At 40.9% G+C, this 19,242-nt stretch carries 23 protein-coding genes and 3 pseudogenes; 15 read left to right on the top strand and 11 right to left on the bottom strand.

Annotated features, from left to right (window positions below; translation table 11 throughout):
- Positions 1 to 40: 40 nt before the first annotated feature.
- The 5 genes from rpsR (at position 41) to QF06_RS18855 (ending at position 3,104) form a co-directional block, all read left to right on the top strand.
- Positions 41 to 280 (top strand): 30S ribosomal protein S18, encoded by a 240-nt coding sequence (gene rpsR, locus QF06_RS18875; protein ID WP_003219224.1) that lies wholly within the window; start codon positions 41 to 43, stop codon positions 278 to 280.
- A gap of 64 nt (positions 281 to 344) precedes the next feature.
- Positions 345 to 1,103: an exodeoxyribonuclease III gene (gene xth / locus QF06_RS18870; protein ID WP_015250782.1), complete on the top strand. Its 759-nt coding sequence runs from the start codon at positions 345 to 347 to the stop codon at positions 1,101 to 1,103.
- Between the two features lie 59 nt (positions 1,104 to 1,162).
- A complete protein-coding gene (ccpB, locus tag QF06_RS18865; protein WP_015715076.1) occupies positions 1,163 to 2,098 on the top strand; it encodes a transcriptional regulator CcpB in 936 nt (311 codons plus the stop codon).
- A 55-nt stretch (positions 2,099 to 2,153) separates the two neighbouring features.
- A complete protein-coding gene (locus tag QF06_RS18860) occupies positions 2,154 to 2,534 on the top strand; it encodes a VOC family protein (RefSeq protein WP_015715075.1) in 381 nt (126 codons plus the stop codon).
- Between the two features lie 15 nt (positions 2,535 to 2,549).
- Positions 2,550 to 3,104, top strand: coding sequence for a sugar O-acetyltransferase (locus tag QF06_RS18855; RefSeq protein ID WP_015250785.1), 555 nt, complete (start codon positions 2,550 to 2,552; stop codon positions 3,102 to 3,104).
- A 33-nt stretch (positions 3,105 to 3,137) separates the two neighbouring features.
- Here QF06_RS18855 and QF06_RS18850 read toward each other — a convergent pair whose 3' ends face one another.
- Positions 3,138 to 4,493 carry an MFS transporter gene (locus QF06_RS18850; RefSeq protein ID WP_041850266.1) on the bottom strand — a complete coding sequence of 452 codons (1,356 nt, stop codon included), beginning with the start codon at positions 4,491 to 4,493 and terminating at the stop codon, positions 3,138 to 3,140.
- A gap of 226 nt (positions 4,494 to 4,719) precedes the next feature.
- Between QF06_RS18850 and QF06_RS18845 the strand changes: the two genes are divergently transcribed.
- A complete protein-coding gene (locus QF06_RS18845; protein WP_032724963.1) occupies positions 4,720 to 5,619 on the top strand; it encodes a CPBP family intramembrane glutamic endopeptidase in 900 nt (299 codons plus the stop codon).
- Here the strand turns inward: QF06_RS18845 and QF06_RS18840 are convergent.
- The 3 genes from QF06_RS18840 to QF06_RS18830 form a co-directional block, all read right to left on the bottom strand.
- A complete protein-coding gene (locus tag QF06_RS18840; RefSeq protein ID WP_041850267.1) occupies positions 5,616 to 7,685 on the bottom strand; it encodes a thioredoxin domain-containing protein in 2,070 nt (689 codons plus the stop codon). The genes QF06_RS18845 and QF06_RS18840 overlap by 4 nt on opposite strands.
- A gap of 71 nt (positions 7,686 to 7,756) precedes the next feature.
- Entirely contained in the window at positions 7,757 to 8,674 is a 918-nt protein-coding gene (locus tag QF06_RS18835) for a DMT family transporter (protein ID WP_041850268.1), read from the bottom strand.
- Positions 8,671 to 9,087, bottom strand: coding sequence for a MerR family transcriptional regulator (locus QF06_RS18830; RefSeq protein WP_041850269.1), 417 nt, complete (start codon positions 9,085 to 9,087; stop codon positions 8,671 to 8,673). The genes QF06_RS18835 and QF06_RS18830 overlap by 4 nt, the downstream gene beginning before the upstream one ends.
- A 339-nt stretch (positions 9,088 to 9,426) precedes the next feature.
- Here QF06_RS18830 and QF06_RS18825 point away from each other — a divergent pair, with 339 nt between their 5' ends.
- Complete coding sequence (locus QF06_RS18825; RefSeq protein WP_021481098.1) at positions 9,427 to 9,627, top strand: hypothetical protein; 201 nt, start codon at positions 9,427 to 9,429, stop codon at positions 9,625 to 9,627.
- Positions 9,628 to 9,740: 113 nt separating this feature from the next.
- On the opposite strand, the pseudogene QF06_RS21640 reads toward QF06_RS18825, so the two are convergent.
- The 3 genes and pseudogenes from QF06_RS21640 to QF06_RS18815 form a co-directional block, all read right to left on the bottom strand.
- Positions 9,741 to 9,921 (bottom strand): annotated as a pseudogene (locus tag QF06_RS21640) (DUF255 domain-containing protein); the annotation flags it as partial.
- Between the two features lie 241 nt (positions 9,922 to 10,162).
- Positions 10,163 to 10,729, bottom strand: coding sequence for a dihydrofolate reductase family protein (locus QF06_RS18820; protein ID WP_021481097.1), 567 nt, complete (start codon positions 10,727 to 10,729; stop codon positions 10,163 to 10,165).
- Between the two features lie 159 nt (positions 10,730 to 10,888).
- Entirely contained in the window at positions 10,889 to 11,245 is a 357-nt protein-coding gene (locus tag QF06_RS18815) for an MmcQ/YjbR family DNA-binding protein (protein ID WP_043940258.1), read from the bottom strand.
- A gap of 379 nt (positions 11,246 to 11,624) precedes the next feature.
- Between QF06_RS18815 and satA the strand changes: the two genes are divergently transcribed.
- Positions 11,625 to 12,146, top strand: a complete 522-nt coding sequence (satA, locus tag QF06_RS18810) for a streptothricin N-acetyltransferase SatA (protein ID WP_043940257.1) — start codon at positions 11,625 to 11,627, stop codon at positions 12,144 to 12,146.
- A gap of 66 nt (positions 12,147 to 12,212) precedes the next feature.
- On the opposite strand, the gene QF06_RS18805 is transcribed toward satA, so the two are convergent.
- Together QF06_RS18805 and QF06_RS18800 are read right to left on the bottom strand one after the other, a co-directional pair.
- Positions 12,213 to 12,815 (bottom strand): YczE/YyaS/YitT family protein, encoded by a 603-nt coding sequence (locus tag QF06_RS18805; protein WP_043940256.1) that lies wholly within the window; start codon positions 12,813 to 12,815, stop codon positions 12,213 to 12,215.
- A 1-nt stretch (position 12,816) separates the two neighbouring features.
- Positions 12,817 to 13,257 (bottom strand): GNAT family N-acetyltransferase, encoded by a 441-nt coding sequence (locus tag QF06_RS18800; protein WP_041850273.1) that lies wholly within the window; start codon positions 13,255 to 13,257, stop codon positions 12,817 to 12,819.
- 119 nt (positions 13,258 to 13,376) lie between these two features.
- On the opposite strand from QF06_RS18800, the gene QF06_RS18795 reads away from it, so the two are divergent.
- The 5 genes and pseudogenes from QF06_RS18795 to QF06_RS18780 all read left to right on the top strand — a co-directional run bounded on the left by QF06_RS18795 (position 13,377) and on the right by QF06_RS18780 (position 16,092).
- Positions 13,377 to 13,829 carry a MarR family transcriptional regulator gene (locus QF06_RS18795; RefSeq protein ID WP_003226875.1) on the top strand — a complete coding sequence of 151 codons (453 nt, stop codon included), beginning with the start codon at positions 13,377 to 13,379 and terminating at the stop codon, positions 13,827 to 13,829.
- 129 nt (positions 13,830 to 13,958) lie between these two features.
- Positions 13,959 to 14,621: an MBL fold metallo-hydrolase gene (locus QF06_RS18790; protein ID WP_032724976.1), complete on the top strand. Its 663-nt coding sequence runs from the start codon at positions 13,959 to 13,961 to the stop codon at positions 14,619 to 14,621.
- Positions 14,622 to 14,628: 7 nt separating this feature from the next.
- Positions 14,629 to 14,759 (top strand): annotated as a pseudogene (locus tag QF06_RS22215) (LysR family transcriptional regulator); the annotation flags it as partial.
- Between the two features lie 89 nt (positions 14,760 to 14,848).
- Positions 14,849 to 15,236: pseudogene (locus tag QF06_RS18785) on the top strand (YybH family protein).
- Between the two features lie 67 nt (positions 15,237 to 15,303).
- Positions 15,304 to 16,092 (top strand): hypothetical protein, encoded by a 789-nt coding sequence (locus QF06_RS18780; RefSeq protein ID WP_043940255.1) that lies wholly within the window; start codon positions 15,304 to 15,306, stop codon positions 16,090 to 16,092.
- Between the two features lie 37 nt (positions 16,093 to 16,129).
- Here the strand turns inward: QF06_RS18780 and QF06_RS18775 are convergent, their stop codons facing one another.
- Both QF06_RS18775 and QF06_RS18770 read right to left on the bottom strand, forming a co-directional pair.
- Positions 16,130 to 16,867 (bottom strand): MerR family transcriptional regulator, encoded by a 738-nt coding sequence (locus QF06_RS18775; RefSeq protein ID WP_043940254.1) that lies wholly within the window; start codon positions 16,865 to 16,867, stop codon positions 16,130 to 16,132.
- Between the two features lie 159 nt (positions 16,868 to 17,026).
- Positions 17,027 to 18,337 carry an MFS transporter gene (locus QF06_RS18770; RefSeq protein ID WP_014478548.1) on the bottom strand — a complete coding sequence of 437 codons (1,311 nt, stop codon included), beginning with the start codon at positions 18,335 to 18,337 and terminating at the stop codon, positions 17,027 to 17,029.
- A gap of 100 nt (positions 18,338 to 18,437) precedes the next feature.
- On the opposite strand from QF06_RS18770, the gene QF06_RS18765 reads away from it, so the two are divergent.
- Both QF06_RS18765 and QF06_RS18760 read left to right on the top strand, forming a co-directional pair.
- A complete protein-coding gene (locus tag QF06_RS18765; RefSeq protein WP_003226899.1) occupies positions 18,438 to 18,758 on the top strand; it encodes a hypothetical protein in 321 nt (106 codons plus the stop codon).
- Positions 18,759 to 18,769: 11 nt separating this feature from the next.
- Positions 18,770 to 19,216 (top strand): DUF6376 family protein, encoded by a 447-nt coding sequence (locus QF06_RS18760; RefSeq protein WP_043940253.1) that lies wholly within the window; start codon positions 18,770 to 18,772, stop codon positions 19,214 to 19,216.
- Positions 19,217 to 19,242 lie beyond the last annotated feature (26 nt).

The raw sequence follows: 19,242 nt of genomic DNA, 5'->3' as shown, positions 1-19,242 counted from the left end.
GATTATCGCCTAAAATGAAAAAGAAAGGAGGGAAATGACAATGGCAGGAGGACGCAGAGGCGGTCGTGCGAAACGCCGTAAAGTGTGTTATTTCACTTCTAACGGTATCACGCACATCGACTACAAAGATGTAGATCTTCTTAAAAAGTTTGTTTCTGAGCGCGGTAAAATTTTACCACGTCGTGTAACTGGAACAAACGCTAAATACCAACGTAAATTGACTGCAGCGATCAAACGCGCACGTCAAATGGCTTTACTTCCATACGTAAGCGGTGAGTAAGCTGATACGTAAAGAGCAAGGACCTTCGGGTTCTTGCTCTTTTTTATAGGGGGGAGGATGAAACATGAAGTTGATTTCATGGAATGTAAACGGCCTGCGGGCTGTGATGAGAAAAATGGATTTCCTCTCTTATTTGAAAGAAGAGGATGCAGATATTATATGTCTTCAGGAAACGAAGATACAGGACGGCCAGGTTGATCTCCAGCCTGAAGGCTATCATGTGTACTGGAATTATGCAGTGAAAAAAGGATATTCCGGCACAGCTGTTTTTTCTAAGCAAGAACCGTTGCAGGTCATCTACGGTATCGGAGTAGAAGAGCATGACCAAGAAGGCAGAGTGATTACGCTGGAATTTGAAAACGTGTTTGTAATGACTGTTTACACGCCCAATTCCAGAAGGGGATTAGAGCGGATTGATTACCGCATGCAATGGGAAGAGGCCTTATTGTCTTATATTCTTGAATTGGATCAGAAAAAACCAGTGATTTTATGCGGTGATTTGAATGTAGCCCATCAGGAGATTGATTTGAAAAATCCAAAGGCGAACCGGAATAATGCTGGATTTTCAGATCAAGAAAGAGAGGCATTCACTCGTTTCTTAGAAGCTGGCTTTGTTGATTCTTTTCGTCATGTTTATCCTGATCTTGAAGGCGCTTATTCCTGGTGGTCGTATCGTGCCGGCGCCCGGGACAGAAATATTGGATGGCGGATTGATTATTTTGTTGTTTCTGAAAGCCTTAAGGAACAGATTGAAGATGCCAGCATATCAGCGGACGTCATGGGTTCCGACCATTGTCCTGTTGAACTTATCATCAATATATGATGAGATAGCAGTAAGGATTTTACACTTACTGCTTTTTTTTATATGAAAAGGAGAAAGAGATGGCAAATATAAAAGAGATCGCAAGACTGGCAAATGTATCTGTTTCGACTGTCTCGCGTGTATTGAATCATCATCCGTATGTATCTGAAGAAAAGAGAAAGCTTGTTCATCAAGTCATGAAGGATTTGGATTATACACCAAATCGAACCGCAATCGATCTCATTCGCGGGAAAACCCATACGGTCGGTGTGATTCTGCCTTATAGCGATCATCCCTGCTTTGATAAAATCGTTAACGGAATCACCAAGGCGGCTTTTCAGCATGAGTATGCAACGACCCTTCTCCCCACCAATTATAACCCCGATATTGAAATCAAATATTTAGAGCTGTTAAGAACGAAGAAAATAGACGGTCTCATCATTACTTCCCGCGCCAATCATTGGGACAGCATTTTAGCTTATCAGGAATATGGGCCGGTCATCGCTTGTGAGGAAACCGGAGACATTGATGTCCCTTGTGCTTTTAATGACAGAAAAACTGCTTATGCAGAGAGCTTTCGCTATTTAAAGAGCCGCGGGCATGAGAATATTGCTTTTACGTGTGTCAGAGAAGCTGATAGGAGCCCGAGCACGGCTGATAAAGCTGCGGCCTATAAAGCTATCTGCGGAAGGTTGGAAGACCACCATATGCTGTCCGGATGCAACGATATGAATGATGGTGAGCTGGCAGCTGAACATTTTTATATGAGCGGGCGGGTTCCGACTGCTATTTATGCAAATAGTGATGAAGTGGCAGCTGGAATTCATCTATTTGCCAAAAAGAATAATTGGGACGTTGAAATCATAGGCGAGGGGAATACTTCTATCAGCCGTGTTCTTGGTTTTCCGTCGCTTGATTTGAATCTTGAGCAGCTCGGCATCGCAGCATTTTCTCTATTTTTGCAGGATGAACCCGCTGATATCAAAATTCAGCATAAATTTAAGAAAAAAGCTTGAACTGAAATGCATTTCATACCTTATAACTTCATTGAAGGTGAAGGGGGAGGAAGAAATGCAGATTGAACATATAGCGGTCTGGGTCAATGACTTAGAGCGAATGAAGTCTTTTTATGAAACGTATTTTAATGGCGAAGCGAATGATTTGTATCATAATGAGAAAAAAGATTTTAAGTCTTATTTTATTACGTTTGGTTCCGGAGCAAGGCTGGAAATTATGAAAAAAGGGAATGTGACCGATCCGCCCTCACAAACAATGACAGGCTGGGCACATATTGCCTTTTCCGTTGGGAGCCGGGAGAAAGTTGACGAACTGACTGACCGATTGAAGGCGGATGGTTTCGCAGTAGTAAACGGCCCGAGGACAACAGGAGACGGCTACTATGAAAGTGTGATTGAGGATGATGAAGGAAATTTGATCGAGATTACAATCTGACATGGAGTGACTTAAATGCTGAGGACAGAAAAAGAAAAAATGGCAGCCGGAGAATTATACAATTCGGAAGATCAACAACTATTACTAGAACGCAAGCATGCGAGACAGCTGATTAGACAATATAACGAAACACCGGAAGATGATATAGTGCGGACAGAGCTTTTGAAGGAGCTGCTCGGTTCGGTTGGGGATCAAGTCACGATTTTGCCGACATTCCGCTGTGATTATGGCTATCATATTCATATCGGAGATCATACATTTGTTAATTTTGACTGTGTCATTTTAGATGTGTGTGAGGTGCGTATCGGCCGTCATTGTTTGATTGCGCCAGGTGTACATATCTACACGGCCGGTCATCCTCTTGATCCGATCGAAAGGAAATCCGGGAAGGAGTTCGGTAAGCCTGTGACAATTGGAGATCAAGTTTGGATTGGAGGCCGGGCGGTGATTAACCCGGGAGTGACAATCGGTGATAACGCAGTGATTGCTTCTGGATCTGTTGTCACTAAGGATGTACCCGCTAATACTGTTGTAGGCGGAAACCCCGCAAGGATTTTGAAGCAATTGTAATGAGATCAGTGCGGCAGATCCGCACTGACTTTTTTAAATCTGTTTTGCATTCGTATTAGGACCGAAGAAGATTAACAGCAAGGAGCATGCGAGCCAACAGCCCCCAATAAATAAGAAGACGCTGATATAGCCGAGCTGAACGGCAATAAATCCGACAAGCAATGAGCCAAAAATGTTTGAAAAACGGCCAAGACCATAGGCTAAACCGCTGCCAGACGAGCGGTATTCAGTCGGATAAGGTTCAGATGTATAGGCGTATAAGTTCGAGGTAAAGACCCGTTCTGTGATATTCACGATAAAACCAAATACAATGATCATGATGGGAATAAAAGTCATACCATATAAGAGCCCGGCGATGGCCGTCAGAAACGCACTCGCAGCTAAAATCCATTTTCTTTGAAATCTTTCGGAAATCATGGAGCCGAGCAGTGCGCCAAGCGGAGCGCCGACGGAATGCAATACGTTATACCATAATGTATTTTCCATGGTTACGCCATTACTTTTTAGCAGGCTTGGAACCCATGAAGCAAATCCGTAAAACCCAAACGTTTCAAAAATCCATACAGCAGATAATACGATGGTGATTTTGAGGTTTCTGCCTTTCAATAAGCCTGCGTAACCTGCATTCTGCTTAACAGTTTCGCTTACTTTAGGCTGGGATGCTGCCGGAAGCGGGCCTTTCTCCTTTTCAACCTGTTCTTCAATTCGGGTGAGGATCGCATCGGCTTTCGTATATTCCCCGCGATTTTCGTGCCAGCGAGGTGACTCTTCCAGACGGCGGATGAAGAAAAAATAAATAAGGCCGACGGCACCCCATACAAACACAAGCCTCCATCCCCATGAACCAAGAGGAATGACAAAGGCAGACACAATGTTGGTGATCGGAACCCCAATCAATCCAATCATGGCACAAAAAGAAATATATTTTCCACGTACACTTGAAGGGAAAAATTCCGCCAAATAGCTATTCGTAATGACCATGGCGGCTGCAACGCCAAATCCGGTGAGGAAACGGAATGTCATTAAAGATGGAATGTCCCATGCCGCAGCATTGCATAGCGATGCGATTGAGAAAACAAAGACAAATAGATTTAAGGCTTTTTTGCGGCCGATTCGATCGGACAGCCGTCCGCCCAGTGAAGCGCCTAAAAACATGCCTAAAAACGAAGCAGCCGTTACGTTAGCAATAGTTGAAAGTGGGATGCCCCAATGTTCAATCAGTGCCGGCGCTACATTGCTGAGGGTAAATAAATCTGCGAGATCAAAGAAATAAACAATGCCGAGAGCGGTTAACACTTGGAAATGAACGCGTGAAATCGGAAGGCGGTCTAAACGATTCGCTACGTTTGAGAAAGGATGTGTATTCTTTTGTTTGAAGATCGTATTCATAAAAAACCCCCTTTTAAGTAGTAAGAAAAGACTGAAAATTCTCCTCTTGGGACTATTATAAGTATCTTGGTTCATTGGCAACAGAGTTCAAATCACTAGATGGAAGAACTAAATTCACACTTTATATTTTAATTTTGCTTAAAAGATTTCCAAAACAGTAGATTCATAGACCAATTTATGCAAATATATAGTAATATTCTCATTGAAAGGAAGAGACATAGAAGGAATGAATTCATTTATCCGTCCTATAGAAGGAAACAATACATTGTGGAGATATTTTTTCGCTTTTTTGGTGATGGTAGGGTTATATGTATTCGGGAATATAGCTTACCTTTTCGCTATACTGTTCACGGTTATTGTGAATCCCAATATCACGTTTGATTTGGATGAAGCTGTGTTGAGTGATCCTCTCGTAGATCTTTATTTGTCCCATGTGATTTATTTATTCGCCATTCCGGGAGTTTGGCTGGCTGTGCGCTTTATTTTGAAGCGGCCTTTCCGAACGGTGATAACACCAAATTCAAAGATGAATTGGCGGAGAATTTCCTTTGGTTTTATTGCTTATTTCTTGCTAATGATCGCCGTACAATTGATTGATTTTGTGATTCATCCTGATAGCTATTCAATGCAAGAGTTTAATGCATCACGATTTATCTGGCTGCTAGCGGCTGCCCTCATTTTGGTTCCGATTCAGACATCAGCTGAGGAACTATTTTTCAGGGGATTTTTGCTTCAAGCTTTCGGGAGATTGACGAAAAATCCTCTATTTTTGACACTGATTGTCGGAGGATTGTTTGGCGTATTGCATTTTGCGAATCCAGAAATGAACAACGGCGCTGTCTGGGCAGGAATTGAGTATTTAACATTTGGTTTTGTGTGGACCTATTACACGATTAAAACTGGAAGCATCGAAATATCACTTGGCGCCCATGCCGCGAATAATATGTTTTTGTGTATGTTTATTACAGAAAAAAACAGTGTGTATGGAGGAATTCCTTCTCTGTTTACCGTTACGCGGGGGAACCCGATGTGGGAGGCTTTCTTTACGATAGCGGTCAACCTTGTGTTTGCGGGGATCGCTTTATGGTACCATAAGAAATCAAAAAGTAAGCAGCAAGGGTCTTAATCCCTGCTGCTTATTAACGTGTGGATCGCTTCTTCGATATTCGTTGTCGGCTGCTGGCAGGCGAAGTTTTCACAAATATAAACGGTTGTTTTGCCGTCTATGATGCGGTAGTCTGCTGCGAATGGCGCAATGTCTTTGCATTGATCAGGATGCTCTGCTACCAGAATGGAGTCGTTGGGCTTAAAGGCTTTTTGAAGCTCCGCTATGATTTGTTTTCTGGCTGGATCGTCTGCGCTGCCAAAAATCACGATTTCTTTCTTAGGCATCAGATGCCTTAACACACTTTGCATAAAGAAAGCATGGCCGCTCGGATACGCGTCGATGTCTGGCTTGAACACGGAAAACATCGTTTCCGCTTTTTCGATCAGTGATAAGTCGCCGGTGACTTGCCCGAGACGTAGCAGCTGAACAGCTGCCACACTGTTTCCTGAAGGCACGGCGCCGTCGTACACTTCTTTTTCCCGTACGATTAAGGCTTCTGCATCGTGTCCGGTGAAGTAGAATCCGCCATGCTCCTCATCCCAAAATAAGCTGATCATATCGTCTGTCAGTTTCTTCGCTTTTTGTAAATAAGAAAGATCAAACGAAGCTTCATAGAGATCCAGATAAGCCCATAGGAGAAAAGCGTAATCGTCGATAAAGCCTTTGTTTTTCACTTCGCCATCACGATATCGGACCATCACACGGCCGTCGATGATTAATTTGTTTTCAATAAATGTGATGGCGTCTTTCGCTAGGCTGAGATATTTCGGCTCCTGGTATACCTTTGCCGCTTTCGCAAGACCCGCGATCATCAGCGCGTTCCATGAGGTCAGCACTTTATCATCGACATGCGGATAGGTTCTTTCCTCGCGTGTCTTCAAGAGCTGCTGTCTTGCGTCTTCGAGTTTGAGGCTGAGCTCTTTTTCGGTTAACCCGGCATCCTCTTTGATTTGTTCTCGCTTTGTGTGAATGAGGTTAGGAATATTTTTGCCTTCAAAGTTTCCTTCTTCAGTGATGTCATACACTTGGCAATACAGCGTTCCGAGATCGTCCCCGAGCGTTTTCAGAATCTCTTCCTTTGACCACACGTAGTACTTTCCTTCTTCTCCTTCTGTATCCGCGTCTAAAGCAGAGAAAAAGCTTCCGTCTTCATGGGCCATTTCCCGCTGAATGAACGTAATGATCTGCTCACAAATCTCTTTATAGCGGCTGTTTTGCGTGACCTGGTAGGCTTCGGTATAAGCGGTCAGCAGCAGCGCATTGTCGTACAGCATTTTTTCAAAGTGGGGAACGAGCCACTCGTCATCGGTCGAATAGCGTGCAAACCCATAGCCGATATGATCGTAAATGCCGCCATTCGCCATGCTGTCCAGCGTTTTCGTCACGTTGTATAAAGCGTTCTCCTGCCCCGTATTGTGATGATAACGAAGCAAATACATCAGCATATGGGGCATCGGAAATTTCGGTGCCTGCCCGAAACCGCCGTAGATCGTATCAAACCCGCTGGCAAGCTGCTGGAATGTCCGGTGAATCGCTGACTCGCTAAGGCCTTCGCCTGATTTGGCGGCTGTTTTGGTCTGTAAATGTTTAGCGGCGTTCTCCGCAATATCCTCGACATGCTCGCGGTCGTTCGCAAACGTCTCAGACAGATGCTCAAGCACATCAACAAAACCAGGACGATTGAATTTGCTCGTCTTTGGAAAATATGTACCCGCGTAAAACGGCTTTTGATCAGGCGTAATAAACACATTCAGCGGCCAGCCGCCCTGCCCGGTCATCAGCTGGCAGATTCTCATATAAACAGAATCCACATCAGGCCGCTCTTCCCGGTCGACTTTAATCGCCACAAACCGTTCATTGAGAAGACGCGCGATTTCTTCGTCTTCAAAGCTTTCGTGAGCCATCACGTGGCACCAATGACAAGTCGAATAACCGATGCTGACCAGAACCGGCTTGTTTTCACGTGTTGCTTTTTCAAATGCTTCTTCCCCCCACGGGAACCAGTCCACAGGGTTGTGGGCGTGTTGGAGTAAATATGGTGATTTCTCATTAATTAATCTATTGGGTTTACTTTTGTTTGGCATGGGATCACCTTCTTCCTATAATTAGTGTATATTTAACTTAACACATTTTCTCAAAAATAATCCCTATTTCTTTATATAGCTGACTGTTCTTTAGTATTGTACTTATGAAAACGTATTACCCCCGAAGCAGTTAAAACGCCTAATATAACTAACACAGCCCCAATAACTTGAAATACCTTTATTGGTGTTCCAACGGCAAATGAAATAATCATCGTTACAACGGGAACAAGGTTGAAAAATAAAGACGTTTTACTAGCCCCAATCTCTTTAATCCCCTGATTCCACCATAGGTAACCCAAAACACTTGTAAAGAAAGCCATAAAAGCAATTGCCCCCCAAACTCCAATCGGGATGTTCGATAAAGAAACAGGTTTGGATGTAAATAAGGAAACTACTATTAAACTAACAGCACCGATAGCCATCGTATAAGTGGTTGTAGATAGCGGAGTTCCATCCTTTACAAACCGACGTCCAAGTACACCATAAAGTGCCCAACAAACGTTACCTGTAAAGATTATTAAGTCTCCTCCTGAAATTGATAAGGTTTTAATGGTTTCGATAGAACCTTCTGTAATGACTAGCAATACACCAATGAAAGCAAAGAGTATGCCGAGTACTTGTTTTTTTGTCATTTTGTCCTTTAAGATAATTCGAGCGAGAATTGCTGTTAATAAAGGATTCAGCCCCATTATTAATGCTCCGTTAACGGGAGATGTATATTTTAAACCAACGAAAAACAAGGCATTAAATCCAAAGATTCCTATAATTCCAAGAACAATGTATGAAACGGCGTTTTTCCGTAATTGACTCTTCTTTATACCTTCAGTAAAAATCAAAATGATGAGCATCACCGCAGCAGCTAAACCGAAACGCCATGCCGCAGAAGACGATGGAGAAAAATATCCAACCGTATATTTTGCAAGATTAAAAGTAGCTCCTGTAAAAATAGAGAAGCCAAGTAACATCAGGTATATATTTAAATGTTTCATTTGTTTTCCACTTCCTCTTTCAAAATTGAATAATATGTATCCAGTTTTCCTTTTGTCGTAGAAATCACTTCTTCCAGCTCCCTTTTTTTAATTTCCATTTTCTCTAAGTGCTTGGTTAAAATCTCAATACGTTTATTTATAGATGGGGAGAGTTGTGCCGATTTAACATCCGAATTGATTTTTTCCAAAATGCATCCGTCTTTGACAAACTCATTAATATCCTCTAAAGACATACCTGTTTCCTTTAAACTTTTCAGGAATAACATGAACTGAATATCAGTCTCTGTATAAAAACGCCTTCCACTGTTTTTTCGTTTTGGTGGTGGAAGTAACCCAATCTTTTCGTAATATCTTAATGTATACGAACTAATACTAGTCTTCTCAGCAGCTTTACTAATGCAATACAACAACATCATCCCTCTCATTTAATTAAAGTTAGTTTACAATTTAGAGTTAACTCTAAGTCAAGCAAATAAAAAAAACTGCTACCGCATGGTTACGGATTGCAGTTTTTAGAAAATGAATGACATAAAAGGTAAACTGTATTGTTTGAACAAATAGTATTATCGTTTAAAATGGCTTTTGTTATCTTTTAATGGAGTTCCACACGATTTGATTATCCGGGCCACCAAACGCAAGTCATGATTTACTTCCTTTTTTGAGGATTGCTTATTTCGAAACCTTTTGTCGGTCGATAATGTAGACTTTTAATAACATAAGGTTTTGTTATTGATTCTGGAAGGAGAGTTAAAATGGATTACATCTATAAGGAAAAGAAAAATGGCAATCGTATAATATCAATCAGAGATAAATGGGAGAATGCATTTATTGAGTTTGAGCAAAAAGGTAATCAAATTGATATAGTGATCAATTATCGTAACGAGAAAACAACTAAGTTTTCGCTACCAATCGAGACTTTTGAGAAAGTGTATCAGGATATTAAAAATAAGTAGGAGAGATAGATAATAAAAATTCGGTTTGAAAATAATACTTAGGAAAGATCAAATTGTTTATAAAACTATAGATAATATAGAGTCATAAAAGATCTATTATGGTTATTCTAATAGACATGGCACCAATGACATGTCGAACTACCGATGCTGACCAGAACCGGCTTGTTTTCGCGTTTCGCTTTTTCATATGCTTCTTCTCCCCAAGGGAACCAGTCCACAGGGTTATGAGCATGTTGAAGTAAAATAAGTAGATTTCTCAGCGATTAATCTATTGGGTTTATTGTTAGTAGGCATTGGATCACCTTCTTTCGTTTTTTTATAAATACAAAACTTAGCCGATTACTTAAAAGAGGGAGAAGAAAATATACTATAATGCTTAATGATGTTAATTGAGGAGACATCGTCCTTTTCAATCCTCTTTTATTACAGAAAATTTGATATTGATAATTCCATAGTATATTAAGGGGAACCCATTATTTATGGATTCCCCTTTAGTTCAATAAGAAGGATTACTGTCGAGTGTTACTTTACAATGTTAGCCATTCCAATGATAAACGATTTGCACAACGCCAGAGGAAAATGTTCTTGTATTCACCATTTTTAAATTTATCCTCTGTTTTACATCAATAAACAACGGTTTTCCTTCTCCCAAAACAACAGGGTGAATAGATAATCTAAATTCATCAACAAGCCCCAAATTTATAAAAGTTGTAATGAGACTCGCTCCACCATATAGCCAGATGTCTTTACCAGGATTTTTCTTCAATTTATTTACTTCTTCAAGAATATTATCATTTATAAATATGGCTTGATTATCAATCTCATTTTGTGTTCTGGAAAAAACATATTTCTTTTTACTATGAACCAATTTCCAAAGTTCCTTTTCTGTATCAGGGTCTTCATTTTTTGGAATATATTGTCCCCATAAATCGTAGCTTTTTCTGCCATATAAAATAGTATCAATTTGATTTAAAAAATCAGTAAACCCCATATCAGGGTCCATAATACACCAATCAACTTCTCCATTTTTTCCTTCAATAAAACCATCTAAAGTAACTGCTAAATCTAAAATGATTCTTCTCTGTTTTAAGTTATTTGTCATAACTATTCATCCTTTTCCATAAGAAGTTGGTTGAAATTCTTCTCCCACTCTCGCACCAGATGAACTAAGTTGCGTTTGTGGACAGAGTGAAGAACAGTATCCTAAAATGAAAGTGCCCACTACTCTTCGCAGCTTGATTAGCCGGAACACTCTTTATCTTCACTTGGTTAAATGAAAGCTCTGCTCGATTAAGTTATAGATTTCGCCTCCTGGATCTGTCCGTTCTAAAACAATTGAAATCCAATGTTCCTTATCCATATGATATCCGGGTAAGATATTTTCCCCGTTTCTTAAGCTATCACTTATTTCAGGGGGACATTTTAGATTTAGAATATCTATTTCGCCATGACCATCCAAGCTTAATTTTTCTGGGAGAACATTCATGATAAGACCGTACCATTTTTTGTTTGATGTATGTCTCAAAGAAGCATAGTTTGGGTATTTCTCCCACGGGTAATCAGGCGATGTACCGTATTTTTCTTTGACGTGTTTAAAGATATCTTCTCTTGTTAACATACTCAATCACTCCTTTATTCGCTCTACTTTCTTCTTGAAAAAGTCAAAGCGCGATCCTTGGTTGTCCTTTGGATACTTCAATAGAGATGTCACCAATGGCAGAAGCTGTGTCAAAGCTTCCTCTCTCCACGGATACTAGTCAACAGGGTTGTGGGCGAGTTGAAGGAAGTATGATATTTCTCATTGAGTTTATTGTTAGTGGGCATTTTTACTGTACCACAAGCCTCTGTTGAAATACCTCATTAAGATAGTGAAATATATATAAGGTAATGGATGTCTTACCTGGTGTTGTTCTCCTAAAAAGTGCACTTTTGGAAGCTGTTATTGAATAGTATCGAAACGAGTTTACTAAATATTATTTCGATTGGCGGAGATTGATATGATCAAGAAAATGACTCAAATGAATTTGAAAGATTTCAATAAACCAAATGAACCTTTCGTTGTTTTTGGGAGAATGATACCTGCTTTTGAAAACGGTGTTTGGACATATACTGAGGAACGATTTTCTAAACCTTATTTTAAACAATATGAAGATGATGAAATGGATGTTAGTTATGTTGAAGAAGAGGGAAAAGCGGTTTTTTTATATTATGTTGAAAACAACTGCATCGGCCGGATTAAGATTCGTTCTAACTGGAATGGGTATGCACTAATAGAGGACATTGCCGTTGCAAAAGACTATAGAAAAAAAGGCGTTGGAACAGCATTATTACATAAAGCGATTGAGTGGGCAAAGGAGAATAAATTTTGTGGCCTTATGCTTGAAACACAAGATATTAATGTTTCAGCTTGTCATTTTTATGCCAAACATCAATTTATAATAGGTGCAGTTGATACGATGCTTTATTCCAATCTTCCAACAGCAAATGAAATTGCGATTTTTTGGTACTATAAATTTTAATTTATATAAAATTATTGAACGAAACGTAGCTTGTTTTGCGTTTCGTTTTTTCAAAGAAGAGGTTTTTTAACCCCTTCTATTCTTTGATAAGAATTGTTTTTCCACAATAGGCATAAAAACGTGAAGGAGCATTCCTCCTAAACAGACGGTTAAAAGGGTTCCGATGCCGATAGGGCCTTTAAAGATAATGGCTAATACTAAGAAAAGAGCGTATACCAATGTTCTTGAAAACAAGATTGTTCTTTTGGAGAGATCTCGGATAATAAGTGTTAAATGATCGATGGGTGTTGATGCGAATTTTGTCTGAAGATAGATGGCTGTTCCAAGACCGATGAGCACCAAACCAATTCCGAAACAAATCAGTTTGCTTAACAACGCGTTTAGATAGAGGGTGTTTTTTACAACAAACAACCATAGGTCAATGCCTATTCCAGTAATGAATGCTGTAATCAAGCCCAGCAAAATAGGTTTTTTTCTCGTTAATATAGCGTTGCAGATTAAGAGGAGCACAGAAATAAGGACCTCCCAGCTTCCTACGGTAAGACCGATTTCTTTTGACAGACCAACCAAAAGGGCATCGAAGGGTGATGTGCCCAGTCCTGATTGTATGGTTAAGGAAATGCCCAAACTTAATATGAGTATGCCTAATCCGTAAAAAATATATTTCATGTTAAATCCGCGATATTTCTTTTGTCATCAGGACGTGAGGGATGCCGTCTTCCATAAATTCCTGTGAAGAAATCTGGTAGCCCAGTTTTTGATAAAAGCCTGCTGCTTGTGTTTGACCATGCAGCTTACATGCAGTCAGTCCTTTTTCTTTTATAATTTCTTCTAACCCGCTTACGATGACTTTCCCCAATCCATACTTACGGTAAGGTTTTAGGATGCAGATTCTTTCCAGCTTTGCTGTATGGTCAACGATGCGCACACGGCCCGTGCCGACAGGCTGATTCTCATGATATACCAAGACATGCTGGCATTGTTCCTGGAGCGTATCAAATTCATCGAACTCTTCAGATTCCGATACATGTTGCTCCTCAATGAAAACCGTCTTTCTAATATTCAAAGCTTCATGTAAATCAGCTTCAGTTGTTATTCTTTTTATATTCATTATGAATCAATCCTTTTCTGATATTAGTCTGGACTGTACAGCATGCATGTGGTCTTATAATAGTAAGGTTAAAACATTTTTGTTGTAATTGCAACAAAAATACGTGAGGGGTTTTAGGAATGAATGATATTTTGCGTGAGATCGGCATGATAGCAAGAGCGTTGGATTCCATAAGCAACATCGAATTTAAAGATTTGGACTTAACAAGAGGGCAGTATCTCTATCTCGTACGTATATACGAAAATCCGGGAATTATTCAAGAAAAATTGGCGGAAATGATAAAAGTGGATCGGACAACGGCCGCGCGGGCCATTAAGAAGCTGGAAATGCAGGGATTTATTCAAAAACTGCCGGATGAGCAAAATAAAAAAATAAAAAAACTGTTCCCGACTGAGAAAGGGAAAAAGGTATATCCATTGTTAAGAAGAGAAGGAGAACATTCCACGGAAGTGGCCTTGTCCGGTTTTACTTCAGAGGAAAAGGAAACCATTTCTGCACTCCTTCATAGAGTGAGGAAGAATATAGAACGTGATTGGGAATATGTGAAGAAGGGGAACAAAAGGGATTATTAATGGACAATGTTAACAAGTCGAGCTGATGCTGGCGAAAATCGGCGTCTCCTCCTCAAGAATTCCAGTCCGCTGGCCGTTCACTTCTGTTTTCTTTTGAACTATCAAAAATCTCCAAAGGGAGTGGTTTGCGTGAACTTGAGACAACTATCAGAACATGTCTATCAATGTGAATTTGAGCTTGATGTGCCTCTTCGTATTCCGGTTCATACCTGGTTTATCAAAGATGGTGATGATGTTTATATTGTTGATACGGGAATAGAACGTTTTGCTGATGCTCAAATTAGGGCAGCGTTAGCGATCGGCAATCCAAAAGCCATTTTGCTTACCCATGGCCACAGTGATCATATCGGAGGTGCATCAAAATGGTTAGAGAGATTTGATATTCCGATTTTTGCGCACCAGAAAGAACTAAAGTACATCAATGGGGAAGAGCCATATCCGAACAAAAATGAAGTGGAGAACACAGGGGTAGCCCATATTGTCCAGCCGCTGACGGAGCAAACGCTTGCTCACCTGCCTCTGAAATACTATTTAACACCTGGCCATTCGCCGGGGCATGTCGTGTATTATCATAAAATCGATCGTACGCTATTAACGGGCGACCTTTTTATCACAAGTAAGGAGGATTTACACCCACCTATAAGAAGATTCAGTGTTGATATAAATGAGAACATCGATAGCGGCTCAATCATAGATCAAATCAAACCAACGCTCATTTGCTCTTCACATGGCGAAGAAATTCTTTATAACGAAGAATTGTATAAAAACTATGTGGTAAGGTATAGGGATTAATGGAAGTGAAAAACATAAGCTGAAAAATCTCCAGCATGTTGAAGCCCTCGATCCGATTTACTCACACCCAAAAAGAAAAAATGGCAGCTGCCTGCTGCAGAGGCTTTTGCGGAGCTTGTTATACATTCGATTCGTTAGGAAAAAAGGATACTTTTCATTTTGTTTTCAAGGTTTCAGTGGTCTAGCGATGTATAATATATCCAATCATGATGATTGGGGGAATTCATTTGGAACAGCAATTGAAAGACCATCTCTGCGTGTGATCTGGCAATCCAAAATGAAGATTTTGATACACTGATGAATTATTATTCGGAAGATGCCGTTTTAGTCGTGAAGCCGGGCATGATCGCGCGAGGCAAAGAAGAAATCAAAAAAGCGTTTATTACGATTGCGAACTATTTCAATCATCATATTGTCCCGAAACAAGGGGAAATGATCCTGTTGGAAGCAGGTGACACGGTACTCGTCCTTTCTCAGACACTGCTTGATTCGGATAAAAAGGACTCCAAGTATGCGATGGAAAGAAGGGCGACCTATGTATTTAAGAAGAATGCGCAAGGCGAGTGGCTTTGTGTAATCGATAACTCATATGGTACGGATTTAATTGGTGTGTAAGATATGTCTTTGATGTGCCATTCCTGCATATAATGATTCATTCAGCTGATTAGGGAAGGTGACACAATTGAATGTGTATGACATCAGAATGGCTCCTTATTGGTTTTATGAAAGCAGAGGACTTGTTCAACATCCATACGTATTTCGGCAGCCTGTCTCCTCACGTGCAATCATTGCATCTACTCGCGGCGATGTAACGGGAGACGGCATTATTGACGAGGTCTTTCTAACTGGAAATCAAATGCCCGGCAGCCCGTTATGGAGAAATATCACATTGGTGATCCGTGATGGCAGAACCCATCAGGAGCAGCAGATTCAGCTTCAAAACAATATGGGATACAATCCGTCACTTTTTCTGGGGGATATGACAGGCGACAAGATTGAGGATGTGGCAGTGGTAATAGATACAGGGGGAAGCGGCGGTGCTATTTATGCATACGTGTTTGCCTATCTAAACAGGCAGTTTCGGCGAATTTTCAATTCAGATGTATTGAATGATGAATTAAAGTACAGTGTGAGGTATCAAAATCAATATAAAGCGAGCGTCATCAGTCATCAGCAAAACGAAATGTATATCCTCGACCTTACTTACAAAGGCAGGGAATATTTGAATGAGATTTATAACAGCCAAGGTGTGTTAAAAATGCCGATAGAAGGATGGGTGAATCCTTTATCGGGCTTGTATCCGGTTGATTTTGACAGAGACGGCGTATACGAATTTTTGGCGTACCAGCGGATAGCGGGAAGGTATAACGCCGACTCATTGGGATATGTTCAAACCGTATTAAAATGGAACGGACGGCGTTTTGTCGTTGACCGGCAGAATGTTTCGATTGTTGGCGGTGCTGTCTTGTAATCCTGATGGCTGTCACCCTATAAAGGGTGACAAAACACTACAGGTGTTCTGCAACGACAACCAAATAATAAGATAAACCGGCTTGCTGCTCTTCTAACATTCCTCTATGGAAATCATCTTGCATAAAAAAACGTGTTTGTTTTACGTAATCTTCTTTACTTGTCGGATGCCCGTTCTGATTTAGGAACTTAAGATGATTCATGACATGCTCTTGCACGGAAGGGTCATGATACGTTACACCATTTCTTAAAAAATCAGCCATCCTATCAAGAAAATGTTTAGCCTCTATTGCCATTTTGTTCATTTCATCGACATTGATTGTATGTGTATCCAATTCAAAATCGTAACGCTCTTTTAAATACCCATTTTGTTCTGCTAAAGATTGTTTCCATTCTTCAGCGCTTTCAAATCCTTTAAACATTACCTTATGATCCATGTTTTCGCCTTTTCTCGTGTATTCTAAAGATGTGTTGACTGTTTGAATGAGACGCTGATACTTTTCAATTTTCTTTTCAAACAGCTTTTTTTGTTTTTCTAATGTACTTGTTCTTTCAGCATCCTCTTTTAGTAATGTTTTGATTTCTGACAAAGGAATATCTAATTCTTTGTAAAAAAGGATTTCCTGCAGTCTTTTTAGTTCGTCAGCACCATAGTACCGATATCCGGCTTCGCTTATTTCCTTTGGGGCTAGCAAGCCGATTTTGTGGTAATGATAAAGCGTTTTGATTGTGACATTCGCAATATTGGATAGTTCTTTTACTGTTAATTTCACCATCCGACTCCTCCTTTCTTCTTTCACTATGAGGCCTTACTTTTGGTTGGAGTCAAGGATAAAATGGTGGTGTTTTCGTCCGAAGACAGCCTAGTGAATGTGGGAGAAAGAAAATAACACCTGGCGGATTCAAAGAAAAGAGTGCTTTTCAGCAAGCACTCTTTATTCCAGTTTAATTCGTTTTACATCCCCTAATACAAACACATAAAAAACCAATCCCAGCAACAGCACAAAACCAGCTACCAGAAAGCTGAGGGTAAAGGAGCCTGTCACATCAAACAAATACCCTGTCAGTGACGCAGCAATAATGCCTCCGAACAGGTTGTTTGCGAGATTCACCATGGAGCTCAGCATGGATACGGAACCGATCGGCGCGAGTTCTGCGGAGATGGACCAGCCGACCGGAGCGGTTGCGGAAATTCCGGCGAGTCCGATGGAAATGCAAATAATGGCTACGGTAATATTGTTCGTCAGAATGGATCCTAAAAAGAAAAAGCCAAAGCTCATTCCGACTATGATTACGGTTCGGTACACCTTGGTGTTAGGATAGCCTTTCTTAATAAAATAATCGACGAGCCAGCCGCCGACGGCAATTCCGGAAATGGTTGAGATCAGCCACGGCACTGCTGTAAATAAACCGGACGACATGAGATCCATACCGTATGTATGTTTAAAGAAAGTCGGAAGCCAGGTGAGCAGCAGGTTGAATGTATACCCGTACCCTGTAAATCCGATCATTAAGCCCCATACTTTCCGATTGGTGAAAAGCTTTTTTAAAAGCGGGCCCGTTTTGTAAGGGATTTGCTCTGTTGTAATGGCATTGTGTTTTTGAATATAGTTTAGTTCACTTTTAGAAATGCGTTTGTGCCGTTCAGGCTGTTCATAATACTGCCAGAAAAAGATCGTAAACAGCACATTGATGCATCCAATCGTCAAAAAAGCGACACGCCAGTCAAATGTTGTGACAAGAAAGGCGACCAATGGCGCGCCGATTACATTTGAAAACTTGGCGGCCGAATCGAACAGTGAGTTTGCCAATCCCCGCTCACTTGGAGGAAACCAGAGAGCGGTTGCTTTAGAGGCAGCGGGGAACGCAGAGGCGCTCGTCAGCCCAATGAGAAACCGGAACAGATACAACAGCAATTTTCCTTGCAAAAAAGCAAGAAGGATCGTTAAAAAGCTCCATATTGTCATTCCAACCCTCGTGACCCATGCGACCCCAAAACGGTCCAGCAAACTTCCGACAGGCAGCTGCATCAGTGTATAGGAATAGGTGTAAATGGAAAACACGATGCCGAGTTCAGTTGCAGTAAGATGAAACGAATCTTGTATCGCAGGGGCCGCTACCGAGATGGCCACTCGGTCAAAATAATTAAGAATAATAATGCCGCTAAGTAACGAAGATATGTACCATCTGGTATGCCCAGGCCGTTTCACGCGCTCTTGACTCATGATGAAAACCTCCTCTGTCATAGCATGATCTCCTGATAGAAAAACCATTCAAATTTTAAATACCACAGCGCGCTTTTATATAAACGGCAGGAATTTGACTGGAACAGATCGGTGCTTTAGAATGAAAGTAATAAAAATGAACACTCCAAAGGGGAGTAGCTTTCACAGTAAAGTCGTCATTACGGGACAAGGTGTCCTCGGCTTTGCTGGCAATCTCATTGTTAGCGAGACCTTTGCCAAATCTGATTTGGTGAAGGTCTTTTTGTTTCAGGAACTTCACCAAATTGGTGGAGTTTTTTCATTTTTATCAAAAAGGGAGAGGAGCATCAGAATGTCTAAGCTGAAAAAGTGGCTGAAGCGTGAATTGGTGAGGAAAGGGCTGCCGTTAGCGAAAGAGAAATTGATTCCGATCTTAAAAGAAAAAATGAAAAAGAAACGATGAGGGGGCTGAAGATGAAGATCATTTTGACAGTACTTGCCGGAGTGGGACTTTTGAGTGCAGGCGGATGCGGCATGCTTGATCAGGTGAACGACGGATTGAACTATACGAGTGAAGCAGCGGGGTATGTGGAGAAGGTGAAGACATTTGCAGAGGAAGCGCCTGAATTGGCTGAGAAAGCTGTAAATGACACCGAGGCGAAAGAAAAACTTGAAACGCAGCTTGAGTCGATTCAGAAGGCTGCCGCTGATTTTAATGAATTAACGCCGCCTGATGCCGCAGCGGAGATTCATCAAACCATTCAGGAACATAACAAAACCTTGCAGAAAAGCGCTGAAGATGTGTTGAAACAAGCCGAGGAAGGCAAGGTATCGCTTAAAGAATTGGAGCAGTCAGACCTGGTCCAAAACGCAAAGCAAATTACTGATGTGATGGGACAAATTGAGAAGCTGGGTGAATAAGAAAAAGCATCCCGACGCGGGATGCT

Source organism: Bacillus sp. YP1 (genome assembly GCF_000877815.1).
Classification (GTDB): Bacteria; Bacillota; Bacilli; order Bacillales; family Bacillaceae; genus Bacillus; species Bacillus subtilis.
Note: the sequence above shows the minus strand (reverse complement) of the source record. Positions and strands in the feature narration are given on the sequence as shown.

Coding starts and splice junctions, on each gene's coding strand:
- QF06_RS18815 (WP_043940258.1), bottom strand. CDS start 11,245: ATGTTAACAAGAGAAGATATCTTTAAACACGTCAAAGAAAAATACGGT.
- QF06_RS18760 (WP_043940253.1), top strand. CDS start 18,770: ATGAAGATCATTTTGACAGTACTTGCCGGAGTGGGACTTTTGAGTGCA.
- QF06_RS18850 (WP_041850266.1), bottom strand. CDS start 4,493: ATGAATACGATCTTCAAACAAAAGAATACACATCCTTTCTCAAACGTA.
- satA (WP_043940257.1), top strand. CDS start 11,625: ATGATCAAGAAAATGACTCAAATGAATTTGAAAGATTTCAATAAACCA.
- QF06_RS18770 (WP_014478548.1), bottom strand. CDS start 18,337: ATGACAGAGGAGGTTTTCATCATGAGTCAAGAGCGCGTGAAACGGCCT.
- QF06_RS18830 (WP_041850269.1), bottom strand. CDS start 9,087: ATGTTGTTGTATTGCATTAGTAAAGCTGCTGAGAAGACTAGTATTAGT.
- rpsR (WP_003219224.1), top strand. CDS start 41: ATGGCAGGAGGACGCAGAGGCGGTCGTGCGAAACGCCGTAAAGTGTGT.
- QF06_RS18855 (WP_015250785.1), top strand. CDS start 2,550: ATGCTGAGGACAGAAAAAGAAAAAATGGCAGCCGGAGAATTATACAAT.
- QF06_RS18860 (WP_015715075.1), top strand. CDS start 2,154: ATGCAGATTGAACATATAGCGGTCTGGGTCAATGACTTAGAGCGAATG.
- xth (WP_015250782.1), top strand. CDS start 345: ATGAAGTTGATTTCATGGAATGTAAACGGCCTGCGGGCTGTGATGAGA.
- QF06_RS18825 (WP_021481098.1), top strand. CDS start 9,427: ATGGATTACATCTATAAGGAAAAGAAAAATGGCAATCGTATAATATCA.
- QF06_RS18820 (WP_021481097.1), bottom strand. CDS start 10,729: ATGACAAATAACTTAAAACAGAGAAGAATCATTTTAGATTTAGCAGTT.
- QF06_RS18795 (WP_003226875.1), top strand. CDS start 13,377: ATGAATGATATTTTGCGTGAGATCGGCATGATAGCAAGAGCGTTGGAT.
- QF06_RS18840 (WP_041850267.1), bottom strand. CDS start 7,685: ATGCCAAACAAAAGTAAACCCAATAGATTAATTAATGAGAAATCACCA.
- QF06_RS18800 (WP_041850273.1), bottom strand. CDS start 13,257: ATGAATATAAAAAGAATAACAACTGAAGCTGATTTACATGAAGCTTTG.
- ccpB (WP_015715076.1), top strand. CDS start 1,163: ATGGCAAATATAAAAGAGATCGCAAGACTGGCAAATGTATCTGTTTCG.
- QF06_RS18835 (WP_041850268.1), bottom strand. CDS start 8,674: ATGAAACATTTAAATATATACCTGATGTTACTTGGCTTCTCTATTTTT.
- QF06_RS18845 (WP_032724963.1), top strand. CDS start 4,720: ATGAATTCATTTATCCGTCCTATAGAAGGAAACAATACATTGTGGAGA.
- QF06_RS18765 (WP_003226899.1), top strand. CDS start 18,438: ATGAAAGTAATAAAAATGAACACTCCAAAGGGGAGTAGCTTTCACAGT.
- QF06_RS18805 (WP_043940256.1), bottom strand. CDS start 12,815: ATGAAATATATTTTTTACGGATTAGGCATACTCATATTAAGTTTGGGC.
- QF06_RS18775 (WP_043940254.1), bottom strand. CDS start 16,867: ATGGTGAAATTAACAGTAAAAGAACTATCCAATATTGCGAATGTCACA.